The organism is Xenorhabdus sp. PB61.4 (assembly GCF_963894935.1).
Classification (GTDB): domain Bacteria; phylum Pseudomonadota; class Gammaproteobacteria; order Enterobacterales; family Enterobacteriaceae; genus Xenorhabdus; species Xenorhabdus stockiae.
In genome coordinates this window covers 1-16,958 of sequence record NZ_CAWQJR010000177.1, presented here as the reverse complement: position 1 = coordinate 16,958, position 16,958 = coordinate 1, and the positions used below count along the sequence as shown (strand labels likewise).

Below are 16,958 nucleotides of genomic sequence, written 5' to 3'. Positions count from 1 at the left end.
AGGTTATGAATCCTAAACGTTATGCACGTATTTGTCAGATGATGGCAATGCGTCAGCCTGACCTGACGATTTGTTTAGAAGAAGTACACAAACCCCATAATGTATCTGCAGTGATTCGTACTGCGGATGCAGTTGGTATTCACCAAATCCACGCCGTCTGGCCTACTCAACAATTACGAACTCAACTCTCTTCCGCCGCAGGCAGTAACAGCTGGGTGCAGGTAAAAACTCATTCATCCGTTGAGCTAGCTATCAATCAGTTTAAAACTGCCGGAATGCAGGTATTAGCGACCAATCTTTCTGATAAATCCGTCGATTTCCGTCAGATTGATTACACTAAACCTACCTGCATCATTATGGGGCAGGAAAAGAAAGGCATTTCCAAACAGGCTATTGCTCTGGCAGATTATGATATTGTCATTCCGATGGCTGGCATGGTTCAGTCGCTGAATGTCTCCGTTGCTTCTGCGCTGATCCTGTATGAAGCACAGCGGCAACGCCAGCTTTCCGGTATGTATCAGCGAGAAGAATGCACGCTGTCTGAGGAAGATCAGCAAAAATTGCTGTTTGAAGGGGGATACCCCGTTTTAGCGGCAGTTTCACACCGTAAAGGGCTGGAACGACCTTTAGTTGATAAGCAAGGGCAAATCATAGCAAGTGAATCCTGGTGGGCAGCAATGCAGGCAACGACAACACCATCAGCAGGGAAATAAATCACACTGACGGAAAACCGGATTGATGGAGAACTGGATTAATGGAGAATAGATATGAAAGGCCGATTACTTGATGCCATCCCGTTAACAACTTTACGTGGTGTTGGAGCCAATCAGGTAGGTAAGCTTGCCAAACTGGGGTTGGTCAATCTACAGGATCTATTACTGCATTTGCCTCTCCGTTATGAGGATCAAACCCGGCTATACCCCATCAATGAAGTATTGCCCGGTATTTATGCGACAGTGACAGGCGAAATTTTACGTACCAATGTCGTTTTTGGGCGGCGGCGTATGATGACCTGCCAAATCAGTGACGGCACTGGCATGTTAACCCTGCGCTTTTTCAATTTCACAGCCGCCATGAAGAACAGCCTGGCAGACGGCAAACATATCATCGCTTATGGTGAGATACGCCGGGGTTCTCAGGGTGCTGAAATTATCCACCCGGAATACAAAATCCAGCAACACGCCGAGCGCATCCATTTACAGGAAACCTTAACCCCTGTCTACCCTACGACAGAGGGAGTACGCCAGACTACGCTGCGTAAATTAATCGAACAGGCTTTAGAACTGCTGGATACCTGCGCCGTTAATGAGTTATTACCGGAGCAGTTCAGCCGGAAGATTATCAGCCTCTCAAATGCCCTGCATACGTTACACCGCCCACCACCTGACATTTCCTTAGCTGATTTGGAAAGTGGCAGACATCCGGCTCAACGCCGCCTGATTCTGGAAGAATTACTCGCTCATCACTTAAGTATGCTGGCAGTCAGAGCGGGAGCGCAACGCTTTCAGGCCCAGCCACTCACCGCGGATAATTCATTAAAGCAGCGGTTACTGGCCCTGCTCCCCTTTTCACCGACTCGAGCACAAGATCGCGTAGTGGCAGAAATCGAGCATGATCTGGAAAAAGAAGTTCCGATGATGAGACTGATTCAGGGGGATGTAGGTTCCGGAAAAACGCTGGTTGCAGCACTGGCGGCTGTCCGTTCCATCGTTCACGGTAAACAGGTTGCATTGATGGCACCCACTGAACTACTTGCTGAGCAACACGCCAACACTTTTCGCCAGTGGCTAGAACCACTCGGTATTCAGGTAGGATGGCTGGCTGGAAAACAAAAGGGCAAGGCTCGGCAGGCACAACAGGAAGCTATTGCCAGCGGGCAGGTAAGTATGGTCGTCGGCACGCATGCTATGTTTCAGGAACAGGTTAAATTTGCCGGATTGGCATTAGTAATTATTGATGAACAGCATCGCTTCGGTGTTCATCAGCGCCTGGCTCTGTGGGAAAAAGGACATGAACAGGGCTTTCATCCGCATCAATTAATCATGACTGCCACACCAATTCCACGGACACTGGCAATGACAGCTTATGCCGATTTGGACACATCCGTTATTGATGAACTTCCTCCGGGGAGGACACCGGTAACAACTGTCGCCATTCCAGATACCCGTAGAAATGAAATTATCCAGCGGGTTAAAAATGCCTGCTTAGATGAAGGGCGTCAGGCTTATTGGGTGTGTACTCTGATTGAAGACTCTGAAGTTTTGGAGGCACAGGCTGCTCAGGTTACCAGTGAAGAGCTTGCTCTGGCATTGCCTGAATTGAAAATCGGTTTAGTTCATGGGCGGATGAAGCCGGCAGAAAAGCAAACCATCATGGAAGCTTTTAAGCGTGGTGAACTACAACTATTGGTTGCGACAACAGTGATTGAGGTTGGTGTTGATGTTCCCAATGCCAGCCTGATGATCATCGATAACCCGGAACGACTGGGGCTCGCTCAGTTACACCAGCTTCGTGGTCGTGTCGGGCGTGGAGCAATAGCCTCGCATTGTGTTCTGCTTTATAAAACACCGCTGACTAATACCGCCAGAATCCGTTTGCAGGTTCTGCGGGACAGTAATGATGGTTTCGTCATTGCCCAAAAAGATTTAGAGATCCGAGGACCGGGTGAACTTCTTGGTACACGCCAAACCGGTAATGTCGAATTCAAAATTGCCGATTTATTACGGGACCAAAGCATGCTCCCTGAAGTCCAGCGTATTGCCCACTATATCCACCAACATTATCCGGAAAACGCGAAGGCACTGATTGAGCGCTGGCTTTCCGACCGTTCTCAGTATAGCCACGCCTGAATAATAGGATTTCACAAAAAAAATGCCGCTGAAATATTCCAGCGGCATATCTAACAAGAACAAAAAGCTAAGTTAAATTAACCTGTGACAGATGGGAATATAGGTAACATCAGGTAAATTTTGATAATTGCTGCGTTAACGATATCAATAAAGAAAGCACCTACCATCGGTACAAGCAAGAATGCTACATGGGATGGGCCGAAACGGTCAGTAATTGCCTGCATATTTGCAATAGCCGTAGGTGTCGCACCCAGCCCGAATCCACAGTGACCGGCTGACAGTACCGCTGCATCATAATTTTTACCCATGACTCTGTAAGTCACGAATATTGCGTACAATGCCATCACTACCGCCTGTACAGCGAGGATCACCAGCATCGGCAGGGCAAGGGAAGCCAGTTGCCACAGTTTGAGACTCATCAATGCCATTGCCAGGAAGAGTGACAAGCTGACGTTACCCAGTACTGATACAGCCCGATCAAATACCCGGTAAAAGCCTAGCAGAGACAGGCCATTACTCAGTATCACACCGGTAAACAGAACGCAGACAAACGTTGGCAAAAAGAGCGTATCTTCCAGCACTTTCTCAAGATAGTTACCGACCAACAAGCAGATAGAGATTAATGCGATGGTTTCCAGCATGACCAATGGCGTGATCAGGCGACCGGTATAAGGTTTTTCAAATGCGGATGGAACTTCAGCATCATCATTCTCCAGACCCGGTGTTTTGTCATTTCTCACCAGCAAGCGAGCAACAGGCCCACCAATCAGGCCTCCGAGAATCAAACCAAATGTCGCACAAGCCATTGCCACTTCAGTCGCATTCTCAAAACCGTAGCGTTCAGTAAATACCTTACCCCATGCTGCCCCCGTGCCGTGCCCTCCCGAAAGGGTCACAGACCCTGCCAATAATCCCATCAATGGGTCAAGGCCGAGCATTTTCGCCAGTGCAATACCGACTGTGTTTTGCACCAACAGCAGGCCTACAACGGCGACAACAAAGATTAAGAGAAGTTTTCCGCCTGCTCTCAGGCTGGCGAGGTTAGCATTCAGGCCAACTGTGGCGAAAAATGCCAACATAAGGGGGTCTTTGAGGGATAGGTCAAAGCTGACTTCCCAGCCCGTAGACTGTTTAACTGCCAGCAGAACAAAAGCAACCAGTAAGCCACCTGCGACTGGCTCTGGAATTGTATACTTTTCAAGAAATGAAATTGACTGTACGAGCTTTCTTCCCAGTAGCAAAACAAGTGTGGCCGCAACGAGCGTGCCATAAATATCCAGATGATACATTTATGTACCCCATCTAATTGTTAAAATTATGTTAATTTAATGCGACGTTATAATCATCCTATAAAAACGCCAAGAGCAGGTAAGGATTGGATTAGAAAAAAAATTCCTAATAAACACAAGATAAAACATTTAAAAATGTGACGAAATAAGGTTATAAGCCATAGGCAAAATTTTACGCAAACGATTGCTTTTATAATTTAGATCAATAAAATGTGTTTTTTTCACTCGAAACTACACTCATGGCCACCTCAACACGCGAAAATCCAGCACTGGAAACTCTCAAAAAAACAGACAGCGAATTAATTTACCGTCTGGAAGATAAACCCCATCTTCCGCACGCTGTATTTGCCGCCTTTCAGCATCTGCTGGCAATGTTCGTTGCCGTTATCACGCCGGCTATGTTGATCTGTCAGGCACTTGGACTTCCGGCAGAAGATACCCAACGCATCATCAGTATGTCCCTGTTTGCCTCCGGTCTGGCATCACTGATTCAAATCCGCTCCTGGGGACCCGTTGGCTCTGGTTTACTTTCTATTCAGGGCACCAGCTTTAATTTTGTCACTCCCCTCATCATGGGTGGCTTATCCCTGAAAAATGGCGGTGCTGATGTACCGACCATGATGGCGGCCCTGTTTGGTACGCTGATGCTTGCAGCAACGACTGAAATATTGCTTTCCCGTGTACTTCATCTGGCTAAAATGCTCATCACCCCTTTGGTTTCCGGCATTGTTGTGATGATTATTGGTCTGTCACTTATTCAGGTCGGGCTGACTTCTATCGGTGGTGGCTATTCTGCTATTCAGCAAGGTACATTCGGAGCCCCTGAAAACCTTTTTCTGGCAGGAATTGTTCTTGCCATCATTGTACTGCTGAACCGCCAGCATAATCCCTATCTGCGGGTTGCTTCTCTGGTTATTGCCATGACAGTAGGTTATCTGGCCGCCTGGTACATGGACATGCTACCCCACACAGCCACAACAGAAGACAAACCAATTATCACTGTGCCCGCCCCGCTGTATTACGGGCTTTCTGTTGACTGGCATTTACTCATCCCACTAATCCTGATTTTTATGGTGACATCACTGGAAACGATTGGGGATATTACAGCCACTTCAGATGTTTCCGAGCAGCCTGTCTGCGGCCCGTTATATATGAAGCGCATTAAGGGCGGTGTACTGGCAAATGGCGTCAATTCGATGATTTCTGCCGTATTTAATACTTTCCCGAATTCCTGTTTTGGTCAGAATAACGGAGTAATCCAATTAACTGGGGTTGCCAGCCGTTATGTTGGTTCCCTTATTGCTTCTATGTTGATCCTGATGGGGTTATTTCCGGCAGTGGCCGGTTTTGTCCAGCATATTCCAGAGCCGGTATTAGGTGGCGCAACGATTGTCATGTTCGGCACGATTGCAGCATCCGGTGTCAGAATTGTTTCCCGGGAGCCGTTAAATCGCCGAGCCATTATGATCATTGCATTGTCACTGGCCATGGGGCTTGGCGTTGCACAACAACCCCTTATTTTACAGTTTGCACCTGAGTGGATAAGAAATCTGTTTTCTTCCGGTATTGCAGCGGGTGGCCTGACTGCAATCCTGCTTAATCTGATTTTTCCTCAGGAAAAATAAACTACCGCGTTTCAATCTAAGATTTTCACCTTGGTTTTCGCCTTGTTGTTATATTATCCCGCTCTAATCGCGGGATTTTTTTTATATTTTGCGTAACCTTTCGCAATATTCTGCCCTAGATGGGGGAATTAAAGGTTTTTCAGCATTGTCTATTGAGTGATGCTCTTTTTTACGGCATAAAAGGGTTTTTTCAGGAAGATTATATTGGGGTGAGATGATGAAGTGGTTAGGGAAAGGCTTTGCTGTTCTGCTGTTATTACTGATTCTGGCAATTATTGCTGTTTATTTTGTTGCCCAGACACACTGGGGAGCAAAGAAAATAAGCAGATGGATTAATAAACAAGGTCATTATCAGGTCAATATTGAAAGTATCAATCACAGCTGGCTCCAGCCTATGACCTTAATGCTCAATAATGTGAGTCTCAGTGATAAGCAGGGCTCTTTCTCACTCAATGCCAATACTGTAGATCTGGATTTTAAATGGCAGGCCCCGACAAAATTAACAAATCTGCGTAAGTTGACCTTACAAGATGGCAAACTGATACTTTCAGGCTCTGAGTTTACCCCAGCCTTGAAAGCCGATGTTTTGCAACTGAATAAAATGGATGTTCAGCTAACAACCCCCAGTTCACAGATTCAGGGCAAAAATATTGTCGGCGGTATTACTCCCTGGTCTCCTGATAAAAATACGCCTTTTGGCTCAGGGCAATACCAGTTCAGTGCCAGTAACATCAATGTAAATGACCTGTCATTTGATAAAGTCGTCATGCAGGGGAGCTATCAGAATAACAATCTGGTTATAAATTCCTTTGGTGCGGAGTTCCTACAGGGTCTGATCTCTGGGAATGGGCAACAATTAGCTGATGGTAGCTGGAGCTTAGATAACATCCTGATCAATGACATACGCTGGCAGTCACCAATGACTCTGGCTGCCCTGACAGAGAAAACCCGCCATCTGCCCGCTATCCACATTAAAGATCTCAATCTTACTAACGCCAAATTACAGGGAAAAGATTGGTCTGCTGATTATCTTAATACCAGTATCAAAGGGCTGGGATTGGTTAACGGGCAATGGCAGGCAGAAGACGGTCTGATTGACTTTAATGCCATGAATATGGCCTTCAACGAAGCTCAGTTCAAAGATATATTAGGCCAGTTCAGTTTTTCCGGTGATATTTTTACCATCGCTAATCTGACTACCCATTATCAGAAGGGTTTATTTAATATTAAAGCGCAGTGGGATCGAAAAAATCATCAGTTAACCCTCAATGACAGCTCTGTAACCGGTCTGATTTACTCCTTACCGCCACAGTGGCGCGACTATATTAAGAATCCGGCACCTGAATGGATTTCAGCACTGAAATTAAATAATGTCAGTATCAACAATACGCTCCTGATTGATACCAACCCTGATTTTCCATTTCAGCTCACCACTTTATCGGGATATGTCGATACTCTGGATATCCTGAAAGATGGTCACTGGGGATTATGGAATGGGAAAGCTTCATTGCAGGCCATGAGTGGCACATTCAATAAAATTGAAGTGGTGCGGCCTTACCTGCAACTACATGCCACAGATGACAAGGTTATTATTGATAAAATGAACACCTTTTCAGGTGACGGCATACTCCAGTTTAACGGCTTCCTTGAACAGCTTACTGCCCAAAAACCCTTTCAGCTCAATGTCAAAGGAATGAGTGTGAATTTGGGAATTTTGCCACAATGGGGCTGGATACCACTTCACCTGCATGGTGAGGGTAATTTCTCACTGGCTATCACCGGGAACCTTGCTGACGATAATCTGAAAAACACGATTAATGGCACACTGACAGCTGAAGATAAGGCATCCAATAAAGAGTCACAATCCATTAAGCAAGGCGTGATTTCTACTGATAACTGCCCAGCCGGGCAATCTGATACAGAACAGTCTGGTGAGGCTGGGCAACCGAATGGTGATCAAAGCAAAACCTGTGCAACCGTCGTATTGTAAAAATTCAGTATGTTTTAGATCAGTACGTTGTAGAAGAGCCACATATTTCGGCAACTCAGATTGTAATAGCTTATGCTGCCACTGCCCGTTCAGCGGGTAAGACAATATAAGTACCGGTGAACACACTTCCGAGTCCCTGTTCACCGCTGACATGAACTTCCAGTTTTACACGTGCTTTATTACCACGGGCAAGGCGGGCTAAATCACCGCTCATATTGTTGAGGTCGGCAACAGCACTAGGACGACCAACAATAGGTTTTTGGTAACGAATATTCGCATCCACCAGAATGATCTCTCCCCCTAACTGACGCTCCTGCAATAGCAGCCAAATCAGCCCCCATGCGGTTAATGTCGATTGAGAAAATAGACTGCCAGCAAAAATAGTATGATGAGGGTTTTGGTTTCCCGCTTCCGGCATAGTGGTAATAAAGCGCTGCCCCGTATATTGAGTAATACGTACACCCATCTTTTCACTCAGGGGGATATGTTTGTACCATGCCTGCTGCAATTGAGCACACCAGTCCGGACGATGCAAAATATCATCAAGACTCATAATGGGTTTAATCATCAAAAAATGATTAATGGGAGATGAGTTAGCGCCGTTGATAAGCCCGCGGTTTTGAAATCCCAGCTTATTAAAGAAATCAACCGCATCCTCACGCGCACTGCAAACTATCCGCTTCACACCTTCCTGCCGGGCAACAGATTCCAGCGCCATTGCAATCAAGGTGCCCAGCCCTTTTTGCTGCTCATTCGGGTCAACAGCCAGAAAACGGATAGCGCCTTCACTGTCCGCATTGATATATAAACGTCCGACAGCGACTGGCCTGCCCTTCTCATCAACCACCATTTGATGGTGAGCCATTGAGTCATAAGCATCTTTTTCTGAGCCGACAGGCTGATGAAGTGGTTTACGCAGCATCTCCCAACGGAATTGGTAATAAGTTTCCAGCTCTTGTTCGGTTTGAGGTACTCTGAGGTGATACATAGAAACAGCCCCTTCTTTGCGTGTTGTCGTGTGTAGTCGGGGAGCATGCATGCTTTTAACATTATATTTCTAATCAGAAAGTCATACTTGTAACCAGAAAGTCACTGGCCCGTCATTTGTCAGACTCACTTTCATGTCCGCAGCAAATTGCCCCATTTCTGTTTTTACACCAGTTGCACGGCACTGTTCAACAAAATAGCGATAAAGTTCATCTGCTTTTTTGGGTTCAGCACCTCCAGAAAAGCTTGGTCTTAAACCTTTTTGGGTGTCCGCAGCCAGAGTGAATTGAGAGATAACCAGTAGACTACCATTGGCTTGCTGGACGTTGAGATTCATTTTCCCATTTTCATCACTGAATACGCGATAACCCATTACCTTTTCACACAGACGCTGCACTTTTTGCTGGTCATCTTCTTTTTCAACCCCCAGAAAAACGAGCAGCCCCTGTTCAATTTCACCTATAGTCTGACTATCAACAACCACTTTTGCCTGTGTTACGCGTTGAATTAATGCAATCATTTTTCTTATGTATGATCCGTATCGGTAGATTAACCTGTAAGGGTGGAGCCTCGCTTGCCAAGATGCCACCCTATTTAGAACTTGTTGAATGTTATACCCTTCGTCTTTCAAGTTGCCTCTTTGTTGGCTACGCTCGCTCACCCCAGTCACATAGTTATCTATGCTCTTGGGGATTCCCTCCCTTGCCGCCGCGATGCAACTCGAAATCCATTGGGCATACATGAAGATCAGAAATTATGTTACGGTGAGGGGTGAAAAGTCATGCGTCTTAAAATAATCCGGGATAGTATCCCTGCCGCTTACATGAATGGCTTTGAGGCCTAATCTTTTGGCTGCTTCAACATTTTCCTGAACATCATCAAAAAAAACAGCCTGCTCAGCAGCTACACCTTCTTTTTCCAGTAAATATTTAAAGATGTCCTGATTAGGTTTACGTATCCCCAGATCCTGAGACAGGTATAAATGATCTGCTGATGTAGTGACTTCAGGGTATTGTTGCGGCCAATACTGAAAATGCAGGCGATTTGTGTTGGATAAAATAACAACCCGATGCCCCTGCTCACGCAGTTTATTCATCAACTCAATAACTTCCTGCCTGACACCAACGAAAATCGCATTCCAGCCTTCAGAAAACTGTTCAAAGCTAAGAGAAACTTCCATTTCATCGCATAGTATTTCGGCAAATTCTGCATCTGTAATTTGGCCACACTCGTGCTTTTCAAATGCTTCGCCCAGAGCAAATTTGGGAGCCAGAACTGCAAGTGGTGTCCCGCTCAGGTTACTCCAAACAGCCAGTACCCTTCTAAAATCAATATCAATAATCACGTTACCCATATCGAAAATATACAGCATACTCCCTCCTGACTGAGGTATCTCGTTTTGTATTTTTATCATAATTTCATCAATAAAAAAGGTGAAGCGACAAAAAATAGACAAATTACGCTGATAATTAACCCACACCAAGAATCAATCTTAGTTGAAAAATAAGAAACTGAGTGAGGCTGCAATACTGGCAGGTTATTGAGAGAAAAGTTAGATTAAGCGGGTCATGAAACTCAGGGTGCCGAAGCACCCTAAGCTGTCAGGAGAAATTAAGCGTCTTTGCTGCGGCTTGCACGGCGACGATCATTCTCAGTCAGATGGCGTTTACGCAGACGAATTGACTCTGGAGTCACTTCTACCAGTTCGTCATCATCAATAAACTCCAGTGCCTGCTCCAGTGTTTTCTTGATATGCGGAGACAGTGTTGTCGCTTCATCAGTACCTGAAGCACGAACGTTGGTCAGCTTTTTACCTGTCAGACAGTTTACTGTCAGGTCATTGGAGCGGGAGTGAATACCGATGATCTGGCCTTCATAAACTTCTGTACCATGGCCAAGGAACAGCTTACCGCGCTCCTGCAAACCATACAGAGCATAAGCAACCGCTTTACCCTGACCGTTGGAGATCAGTACACCATTCTGACGACGACCAATTTCACCCGGACGGATGTCATCATAGTGGCTGAATGTTGCATACAGCAGACCAGTACCGGAAGTCATGGTCATGAATTCAGTACGGAAACCGATCAGACCACGGCTTGGAATAACATAATCCAGACGTACGCGACCTTTGCCATCTGGCAGCATATCACGCATTTCGCCTTTACGTTCACCCAGCGCCTGCATCACATCACCCTGATGCTGCTCTTCGATATCCAGAGTTACCTGCTCAAAAGGTTCCTGCTTACGGCCGTCAATTTCACGGAAAATAACTTTCGGACGAGAAACGCCCAGCTCGAAACCTTCACGACGCATGTTCTCAATCAGAACGGAAAGGTGCAATTCACCACGACCGGAAACACGGAAAGCATCTGGATCTTCAGTTTCTTCAACGCGCAGAGCCACGTTATGAACCAGTTCTTTTCTCAAACGATCAAGGATCTGACGGGATGTTACGTATTTACCTTCACGACCACAGAAAGGTGAAGTGTTAACACAGAAGTACATGCTAACGGTAGGCTCATCAACGGCCAGCGCTGGCAGAGCTTCAACAGCGTTAACTTCACACAGTGTGTCAGAGATGTTCAGATCGCCCAGACCGGTAATCGCGATGATGTCGCCCGCTTCAACCTTATCTGACTCGATACGATCCAGACCCAGGTGGCTGAATACTTTACCAACTTTACCGTTACGAGTTTTACCTTCGCTATCGATAAGCGTGATGTTCTGGTTTGGTTTTACGGTTCCGCGCTTAATACGGCCGATACCGATAACACCCACGTAGTTGTTGTAGTCCAGCTGGGAAATCTGCATCTGGAACGGGCCATCCAGATCAACTTTAGGTGGCTCAACATGATCAACGATTGCCTGATACAGCGGAGTCATATCTTCTGCCATTTCAGTATGCTCGTTGCCTGCGATACCCATCAATGCAGATGCATAAACGATAGGGAAATCCAGCTGCTCATCAGTTGCACCCAGGTTTACGAACAGGTCAAATACCTGATCAACAACCCAGTCAGGACGCGCGCCCGGACGGTCAACTTTGTTGATAACAACGATTGGCTTCAAACCATGAGCGAAGGCTTTCTGGGTTACGAAGCGAGTCTGTGGCATAGGGCCATCCATCGCATCCACCAGCAGTAAAACACTGTCGACCATTGACATTACACGCTCTACTTCGCCACCGAAGTCGGCGTGGCCCGGGGTATCCACGATATTGATACGGTAGTCATTCCATTTGATGGCAGTATTTTTTGCAAGGATGGTGATACCACGTTCTTTTTCCAGATCATTGGAATCCATCACACGCTCAGCTGTTGCAGCACGTTCACCAAATGTACCGGATTGCTGTAAGAGTTTATCAACCAGCGTTGTTTTGCCATGGTCAACGTGAGCGATAATGGCAATGTTTCTTAAATTATTAATTGACAAGTATTTTTACCGTTTTAGCTATTTGAAGAAATATTAAATGGGTACAGCATGCAGGGTGCGATGCTACCCTCATTCAACACAAATATGGTGCTATTTTACACGTTATAACTACAGAGTGAAATAAATGTGAGACGCATCACTTTTGAAGTTTATCTGTTTTTTTGCATATAAACACGACATATCCTGAAATAGCATTAATAACCATCATGATAACAACCGTGATAACAATCACAATTATAGTAATTCCTCTGTATTTTATAGCGGCCCCGGCAATTCACCATAACAGTGCAGAGCGTTATTCCAATGCACCAATTAAGTGCATAAAACCTCGAAAATTCCTCGGTATTTCTATTAATTCCCTACAATTTTTCCCTGTTTATGCACGGATACATCAGGATTAAAGCTTTTTTAAAAATTGGCACGCTTTTCGCATTAGTTTTCACATTAAAGTTTAGCATTGAAAATTGCCACGAATTGTCTGTATACAAAGACAGCATCAGCTGCTTAAGATAAAGGCGGCGTTTCTGACAACGCATCCGGCTGACGTAAACCAGGAGAACTTAGTATGTCCGTTGAACATGTTTTATCCATGATTGAAGAACATCAGGTGAAGTTTATTGACTTACGTTTTACTGACACTAAAGGTAAAGAACAGCACATCACTATTCCTGCCCACCAGATTGATGAAGACTTCTTCGAAGATGGTAAAATGTTTGACGGTTCATCTATCAAGGGCTGGAAAGGTATCAATGAATCTGACATGGTGTTAATGCCCGACCCTTCTACAGCCATGCTTGACCCTTTCTTTGATGATGCCACACTGATTATTCGTTGCGATATTCTGGAACCCGGCACCATGCAGGGTTATGGCCGTGATCCACGCTCCATTGCAAAACGTGCAGAAGATTTCCTGCGTTCCAGTGATATTGCTGACACTGTTCTGTTCGGGCCAGAGCCAGAATTCTTCCTGTTCGATGATGTTCGTTTCGGCAGTTCTATTTCAGGCTCTTATTACCATATTGATGATACCGAAGCGGCATGGAACAGCGGAACGCGCTACGAAGGTGGTAACAAAGGCCATCGTCCCGGAATCAAAGGCGGCTATTTCCCGGTTCCCCCGGTAGACTCTTCTCAGGATCTGCGCTCAGCAATGTGTCTGACGATGGAAGAAATGGGTCTGGTTGTGGAAGCACATCACCATGAAGTTGCAACCGCAGGCCAGAACGAAGTCGCAACCCGCTTCAATACTATGACCAAAAAAGCGGATGAAACCCAGATTTACAAATATGTTGTACATAATGTCGCCCATGCTTTCGGTAAAACCGCCACATTTATGCCGAAACCATTAGTTGGGGATAACGGCTCAGGCATGCACTGTCATATGTCACTGTCCAAAGGCGGTGTTAACCTGTTCGCAGGAGACAAATACGGTGGTTTGTCCGAAATGGCACTTTATTATATCGGCGGTATTATCAAACATGCCCGTGCCCTGAATGCCTTTACCAATCCAACAACCAACTCATACAAACGTCTGGTGCCCGGTTTTGAAGCTCCAGTAATGCTGGCCTATTCTGCCCGTAACCGCTCAGCTTCTATCCGTATTCCGGTTGTTGCCAGCAGTAAAGCCCGTCGGATTGAAGTCCGCTTCCCTGATCCGGCTGCAAACCCTTATCTGGCGTTCTCAGCCCTGCTGATGGCGGGTCTTGATGGGATCATCAATAAAATACATCCGGGTGATTCAATGGATAAAAACCTGTATGACCTGCCAGCCGAAGAAGCACAGGAAATCCCAACTGTGGCCTCTTCTTTGGAAGAAGCACTGGCAGCTCTGGATGCAGACCGTGAATTCCTGACACGCGGCGGTGTTTTCACTGATGATGCAATTGATGCTTATATCGGTGTACTGCATAGCGAAATTGAACGCGTACGCATGACACCACACCCTCTGGAGTTTGAACTGTATTACAGCGTGTAATGCTTAAAAGCGTCACCGCCGTTCTTGATTAGTTTTGTTGCCGTGAAACTTTTGGCCCATTTTCGGATGGGTCCTTTTCCTTCTGACCTTTCCCTCCGATATCTCAGATATAAAGAGGGGTACTCAATTTATGATTAAATAAGATACAATGCACCAAAAAAGTGCAAAGGTTGAATGGCAATGGCTGATTTTCCCAAAGCAGAACAAATTCTTGATTCATTGATAAATAGTGTATTAGTGCTGGATAACGATTTGATTATCCACTATGCCAATCATTCCGCTATGCAACTTCTGGCACAAAGTACACGTAAATTATTCGGCACTCCGCTTCCGGTTTTATTCAGCTATATCTCGCTGGATACGGAATTTATGCGATCCAGCCTGATACGCGGGCATGGTTTTACAGATAACGAAGTGATATTGGTGATCAATAATCACTCGCATGTTATGTCGCTCAGTGCCCAGCCAATTTCCGAACAGTTTATTCTGCTGGAACTCGCTTCTATGGATAGTCAGCGACGTTTAAGCCAAGAGCAGGTACAACAGGCACAACAGATAGCTGCACGGGAATTGGTTCGGGGGCTGGCACATGAAATTAAAAATCCGCTGGGGGGTTTACGGGGAGCCGCTCAATTACTGGCAAAGACATTGCCGGATCCCTCTTTGCGGGAATATACACAAGTCATTATTGAACAGGCTGACAGACTTCGTACCCTTGTCGATCGGTTATTGGGGCCTCAACATCCGGGGGCTCAGATTAGCCAGAGTATCCACCATGTTGTCGAGCGGGTGTATCAATTGGTATCACTGGAAATGCCCAGTAATATTACTCTGGTCAAAGATTACGATCCCAGCCTGCCGGAGCTGTCTCATTACCCTGATCAAATTGAGCAGGTTTTATTAAACATCACCCGCAATGCGCTACAGGCATTAGGTAATCAAAAAGGCACTATTACTTTACGTACCCGGACAGCCTTCCAGATTACCTTGCACGGTGAACGTTACCGCTTGGCAGCCCGGATTGATATTGAAGATAATGGGCCGGGCATACCTCCGAATATTCAGGATATGCTATTTTATCCAATGGTGAGCGGGCATGAAGGCGGAACCGGGCTTGGGTTATCTATTGTCCGCAATCTGATTGATCAGCACACAGGAAAAATCGAATTTACTAGCTGGCCGGGGCATACGGAATTTTCCATTTACCTGCCTATCAAGAAATAGGGGATATCATGCAACGAGGAAAAATCTGGATCGTTGATGACGACAGTTCTATCCGCTGGGTACTTGAACGGGCGCTGAGCGGCGCAGGTATGGATTGTGTCAGTTTTGAAAATGCAGATTCCGTATTGGCTGCATTATCACAGAACAGCCCTGAAGTACTGCTGTCAGACATCCGTATGCCGGGTCTTGATGGGTTAAGTTTGCTCAATCAAATCAGGCAGAATCACCCCCAGCTTCCGGTCATCATTATGACCGCCCATTCTGATTTAGATGCAGCCGTCAGCGCCTATCAGCACGGAGCATTCGATTATCTGCCAAAACCATTTGATATTGATGAAACGGTCGCACTGGTTGAACGGGCATTAAGCCATTCACGTGAACAACAACAAACTTCCCGCAGCCCGAAAATACCCTCATCGGTTTCTGAAATAATCGGAGAAGCTCCTGCCATGCAGGAGGTATACCGGATTATTGGGCGCCTTTCCCGCTCTTCCATCAGCGTGTTAATCAATGGTGAATCAGGAACAGGAAAAGAGCTGGTAGCTCATGCCCTGCATCGCCATAGCCCAAGAGCCTCCGCGCCTTTTATTGCCCTGAATATGGCGGCGATCCCAAAAGATTTAATTGAATCAGAGTTATTCGGCCATGAAAAAGGGGCTTTCACCGGAGCTAATCAGGTTCGTCAAGGGCGCTTCGAACAGGCCAATGGTGGTTCACTGTTTCTGGACGAAATCGGCGATATGCCACTGGATATCCAGACGCGCCTGTTACGGGTTCTGGCAGAAGGGCAGTTTTATCGGGTTGGCGGCTATGCACCGGTAAAAGTTGATGTCCGTATTATTGCCGCCACTCACCAGAACCTTGAACAACGGGTCGAAGAAGGTAAGTTCAGAGAAGATCTTTATCATCGCCTGAATGTCATTCGCTTGCAGCTCCCCCCATTACGGGATCGTGTGGAAGATATTCCCCGCATCGCCCAACATTTCCTCCAACAGACCGCCAAAGAGCTGGGAATTGAGGCTAAAGTACTGCATCCCGATACTGAAAAAGCCCTGATGAACCTATCATGGTCCGGGAATGTCCGTCAGCTGGAAAATGTCTGCCGCTGGCTGACGGTGATGGCGGTCAGTAAAGAAATTCTGGTACAGGATCTACCAACTGATTTAATTGAAAGTCAGCCCGTTGAGCCAACAGATAATGTTCCTGTTTCCGGTTTTTCATCATCAGAAGAGTGGTCACAACAATTAGCAACATGGGCAGAAAATGCCTTACAAGCCGGCAAGGCGGATCTTCTTTCTGACGCGTTACCATTATTGGAGCGTACCTTACTTAACTGCGCATTAACGCATACTAATGGACATAAGCAAGAAGCAGCCCGTTTACTTGGCTGGGGAAGAAATACCATCACGCGGAAATTGAAGGAATTGGGACTGGAGTGATTATGTACTGAAGTAAGGAATGATAGATTTTTCTTTGTATCTTAAAATAAGAGCTATTTAAATTGTGATATCTTTTCTATAAAAGAATAATAAATTTATATCTATTTTAAATGTCTATTTCTTAACTTAGATTGTTTTCCTTGAT

At 45.9% G+C, this 16,958-nt stretch carries 12 protein-coding genes; 7 read left to right on the top strand and 5 right to left on the bottom strand.

All coding sequences use genetic code 11. The annotated features are described in order from the left end of the window. Positions 1 to 5: 5 nt before the first annotated feature. Together trmH and recG are read left to right on the top strand one after the other, a co-directional pair. Complete coding sequence (gene trmH, locus AACX68_RS14100) at positions 6 to 713, top strand: tRNA (guanosine(18)-2'-O)-methyltransferase TrmH (protein ID WP_228859544.1); 708 nt, start codon at positions 6 to 8, stop codon at positions 711 to 713. A gap of 54 nt (positions 714 to 767) precedes the next feature. Continuing rightward, complete coding sequence (gene recG, locus AACX68_RS14095; protein ID WP_228859543.1) at positions 768 to 2,849, top strand: ATP-dependent DNA helicase RecG; 2,082 nt, start codon at positions 768 to 770, stop codon at positions 2,847 to 2,849. A gap of 77 nt (positions 2,850 to 2,926) precedes the next feature. Here recG and gltS read toward each other — a convergent pair whose 3' ends face one another. Continuing rightward, a complete protein-coding gene (gltS, locus tag AACX68_RS14090; RefSeq protein ID WP_099120337.1) occupies positions 2,927 to 4,138 on the bottom strand; it encodes a sodium/glutamate symporter in 1,212 nt (403 codons plus the stop codon). 239 nt (positions 4,139 to 4,377) lie between these two features. Between gltS and AACX68_RS14085 the strand changes: the two genes are divergently transcribed. Both AACX68_RS14085 and AACX68_RS14080 read left to right on the top strand, forming a co-directional pair. Further along, complete coding sequence (locus tag AACX68_RS14085; RefSeq protein WP_228859542.1) at positions 4,378 to 5,763, top strand: uracil-xanthine permease family protein; 1,386 nt, start codon at positions 4,378 to 4,380, stop codon at positions 5,761 to 5,763. 214 nt (positions 5,764 to 5,977) lie between these two features. Then, on the top strand, positions 5,978 to 7,753 hold the full coding sequence (locus AACX68_RS14080) for an AsmA family protein (RefSeq protein WP_339389345.1): 1,776 nt from the start codon (positions 5,978 to 5,980) through the stop codon (positions 7,751 to 7,753). A 70-nt stretch (positions 7,754 to 7,823) separates the two neighbouring features. On the opposite strand, the gene fabY is transcribed toward AACX68_RS14080, so the two are convergent. The 4 genes from fabY to typA all read right to left on the bottom strand — a co-directional run bounded on the left by fabY (position 7,824) and on the right by typA (position 12,175). Continuing rightward, positions 7,824 to 8,741, bottom strand: a complete 918-nt coding sequence (gene fabY / locus AACX68_RS14075) for a fatty acid biosynthesis protein FabY (RefSeq protein ID WP_228859540.1) — start codon at positions 8,739 to 8,741, stop codon at positions 7,824 to 7,826. An 81-nt stretch (positions 8,742 to 8,822) separates the two neighbouring features. After that, on the bottom strand, positions 8,823 to 9,260 hold the full coding sequence (gene dtd, locus AACX68_RS14070; protein ID WP_099109503.1) for a D-aminoacyl-tRNA deacylase: 438 nt from the start codon (positions 9,258 to 9,260) through the stop codon (positions 8,823 to 8,825). A 234-nt stretch (positions 9,261 to 9,494) separates the two neighbouring features. Then, positions 9,495 to 10,112: a glucose-1-phosphatase gene (gene yihX, locus AACX68_RS14065; protein ID WP_228859539.1), complete on the bottom strand. Its 618-nt coding sequence runs from the start codon at positions 10,110 to 10,112 to the stop codon at positions 9,495 to 9,497. A 239-nt stretch (positions 10,113 to 10,351) separates the two neighbouring features. Next, complete coding sequence (typA, locus tag AACX68_RS14060) at positions 10,352 to 12,175, bottom strand: ribosome-dependent GTPase TypA (protein ID WP_099109505.1); 1,824 nt, start codon at positions 12,173 to 12,175, stop codon at positions 10,352 to 10,354. Positions 12,176 to 12,740: 565 nt separating this feature from the next. Between typA and glnA the strand changes: the two genes are divergently transcribed. The 3 genes from glnA (at position 12,741) to glnG (ending at position 16,813) form a co-directional block, all read left to right on the top strand. Then, positions 12,741 to 14,150: a glutamate--ammonia ligase gene (gene glnA, locus AACX68_RS14055; RefSeq protein ID WP_228859538.1), complete on the top strand. Its 1,410-nt coding sequence runs from the start codon at positions 12,741 to 12,743 to the stop codon at positions 14,148 to 14,150. Positions 14,151 to 14,324: 174 nt separating this feature from the next. Beyond that, positions 14,325 to 15,374: a nitrogen regulation protein NR(II) gene (gene glnL, locus AACX68_RS14050; protein ID WP_228859537.1), complete on the top strand. Its 1,050-nt coding sequence runs from the start codon at positions 14,325 to 14,327 to the stop codon at positions 15,372 to 15,374. 8 nt (positions 15,375 to 15,382) lie between these two features. Further along, positions 15,383 to 16,813 carry a nitrogen regulation protein NR(I) gene (glnG, locus tag AACX68_RS14045; protein WP_228859536.1) on the top strand — a complete coding sequence of 477 codons (1,431 nt, stop codon included), beginning with the start codon at positions 15,383 to 15,385 and terminating at the stop codon, positions 16,811 to 16,813. The last annotated feature ends 145 nt before the right edge of the window (positions 16,814 to 16,958 follow it).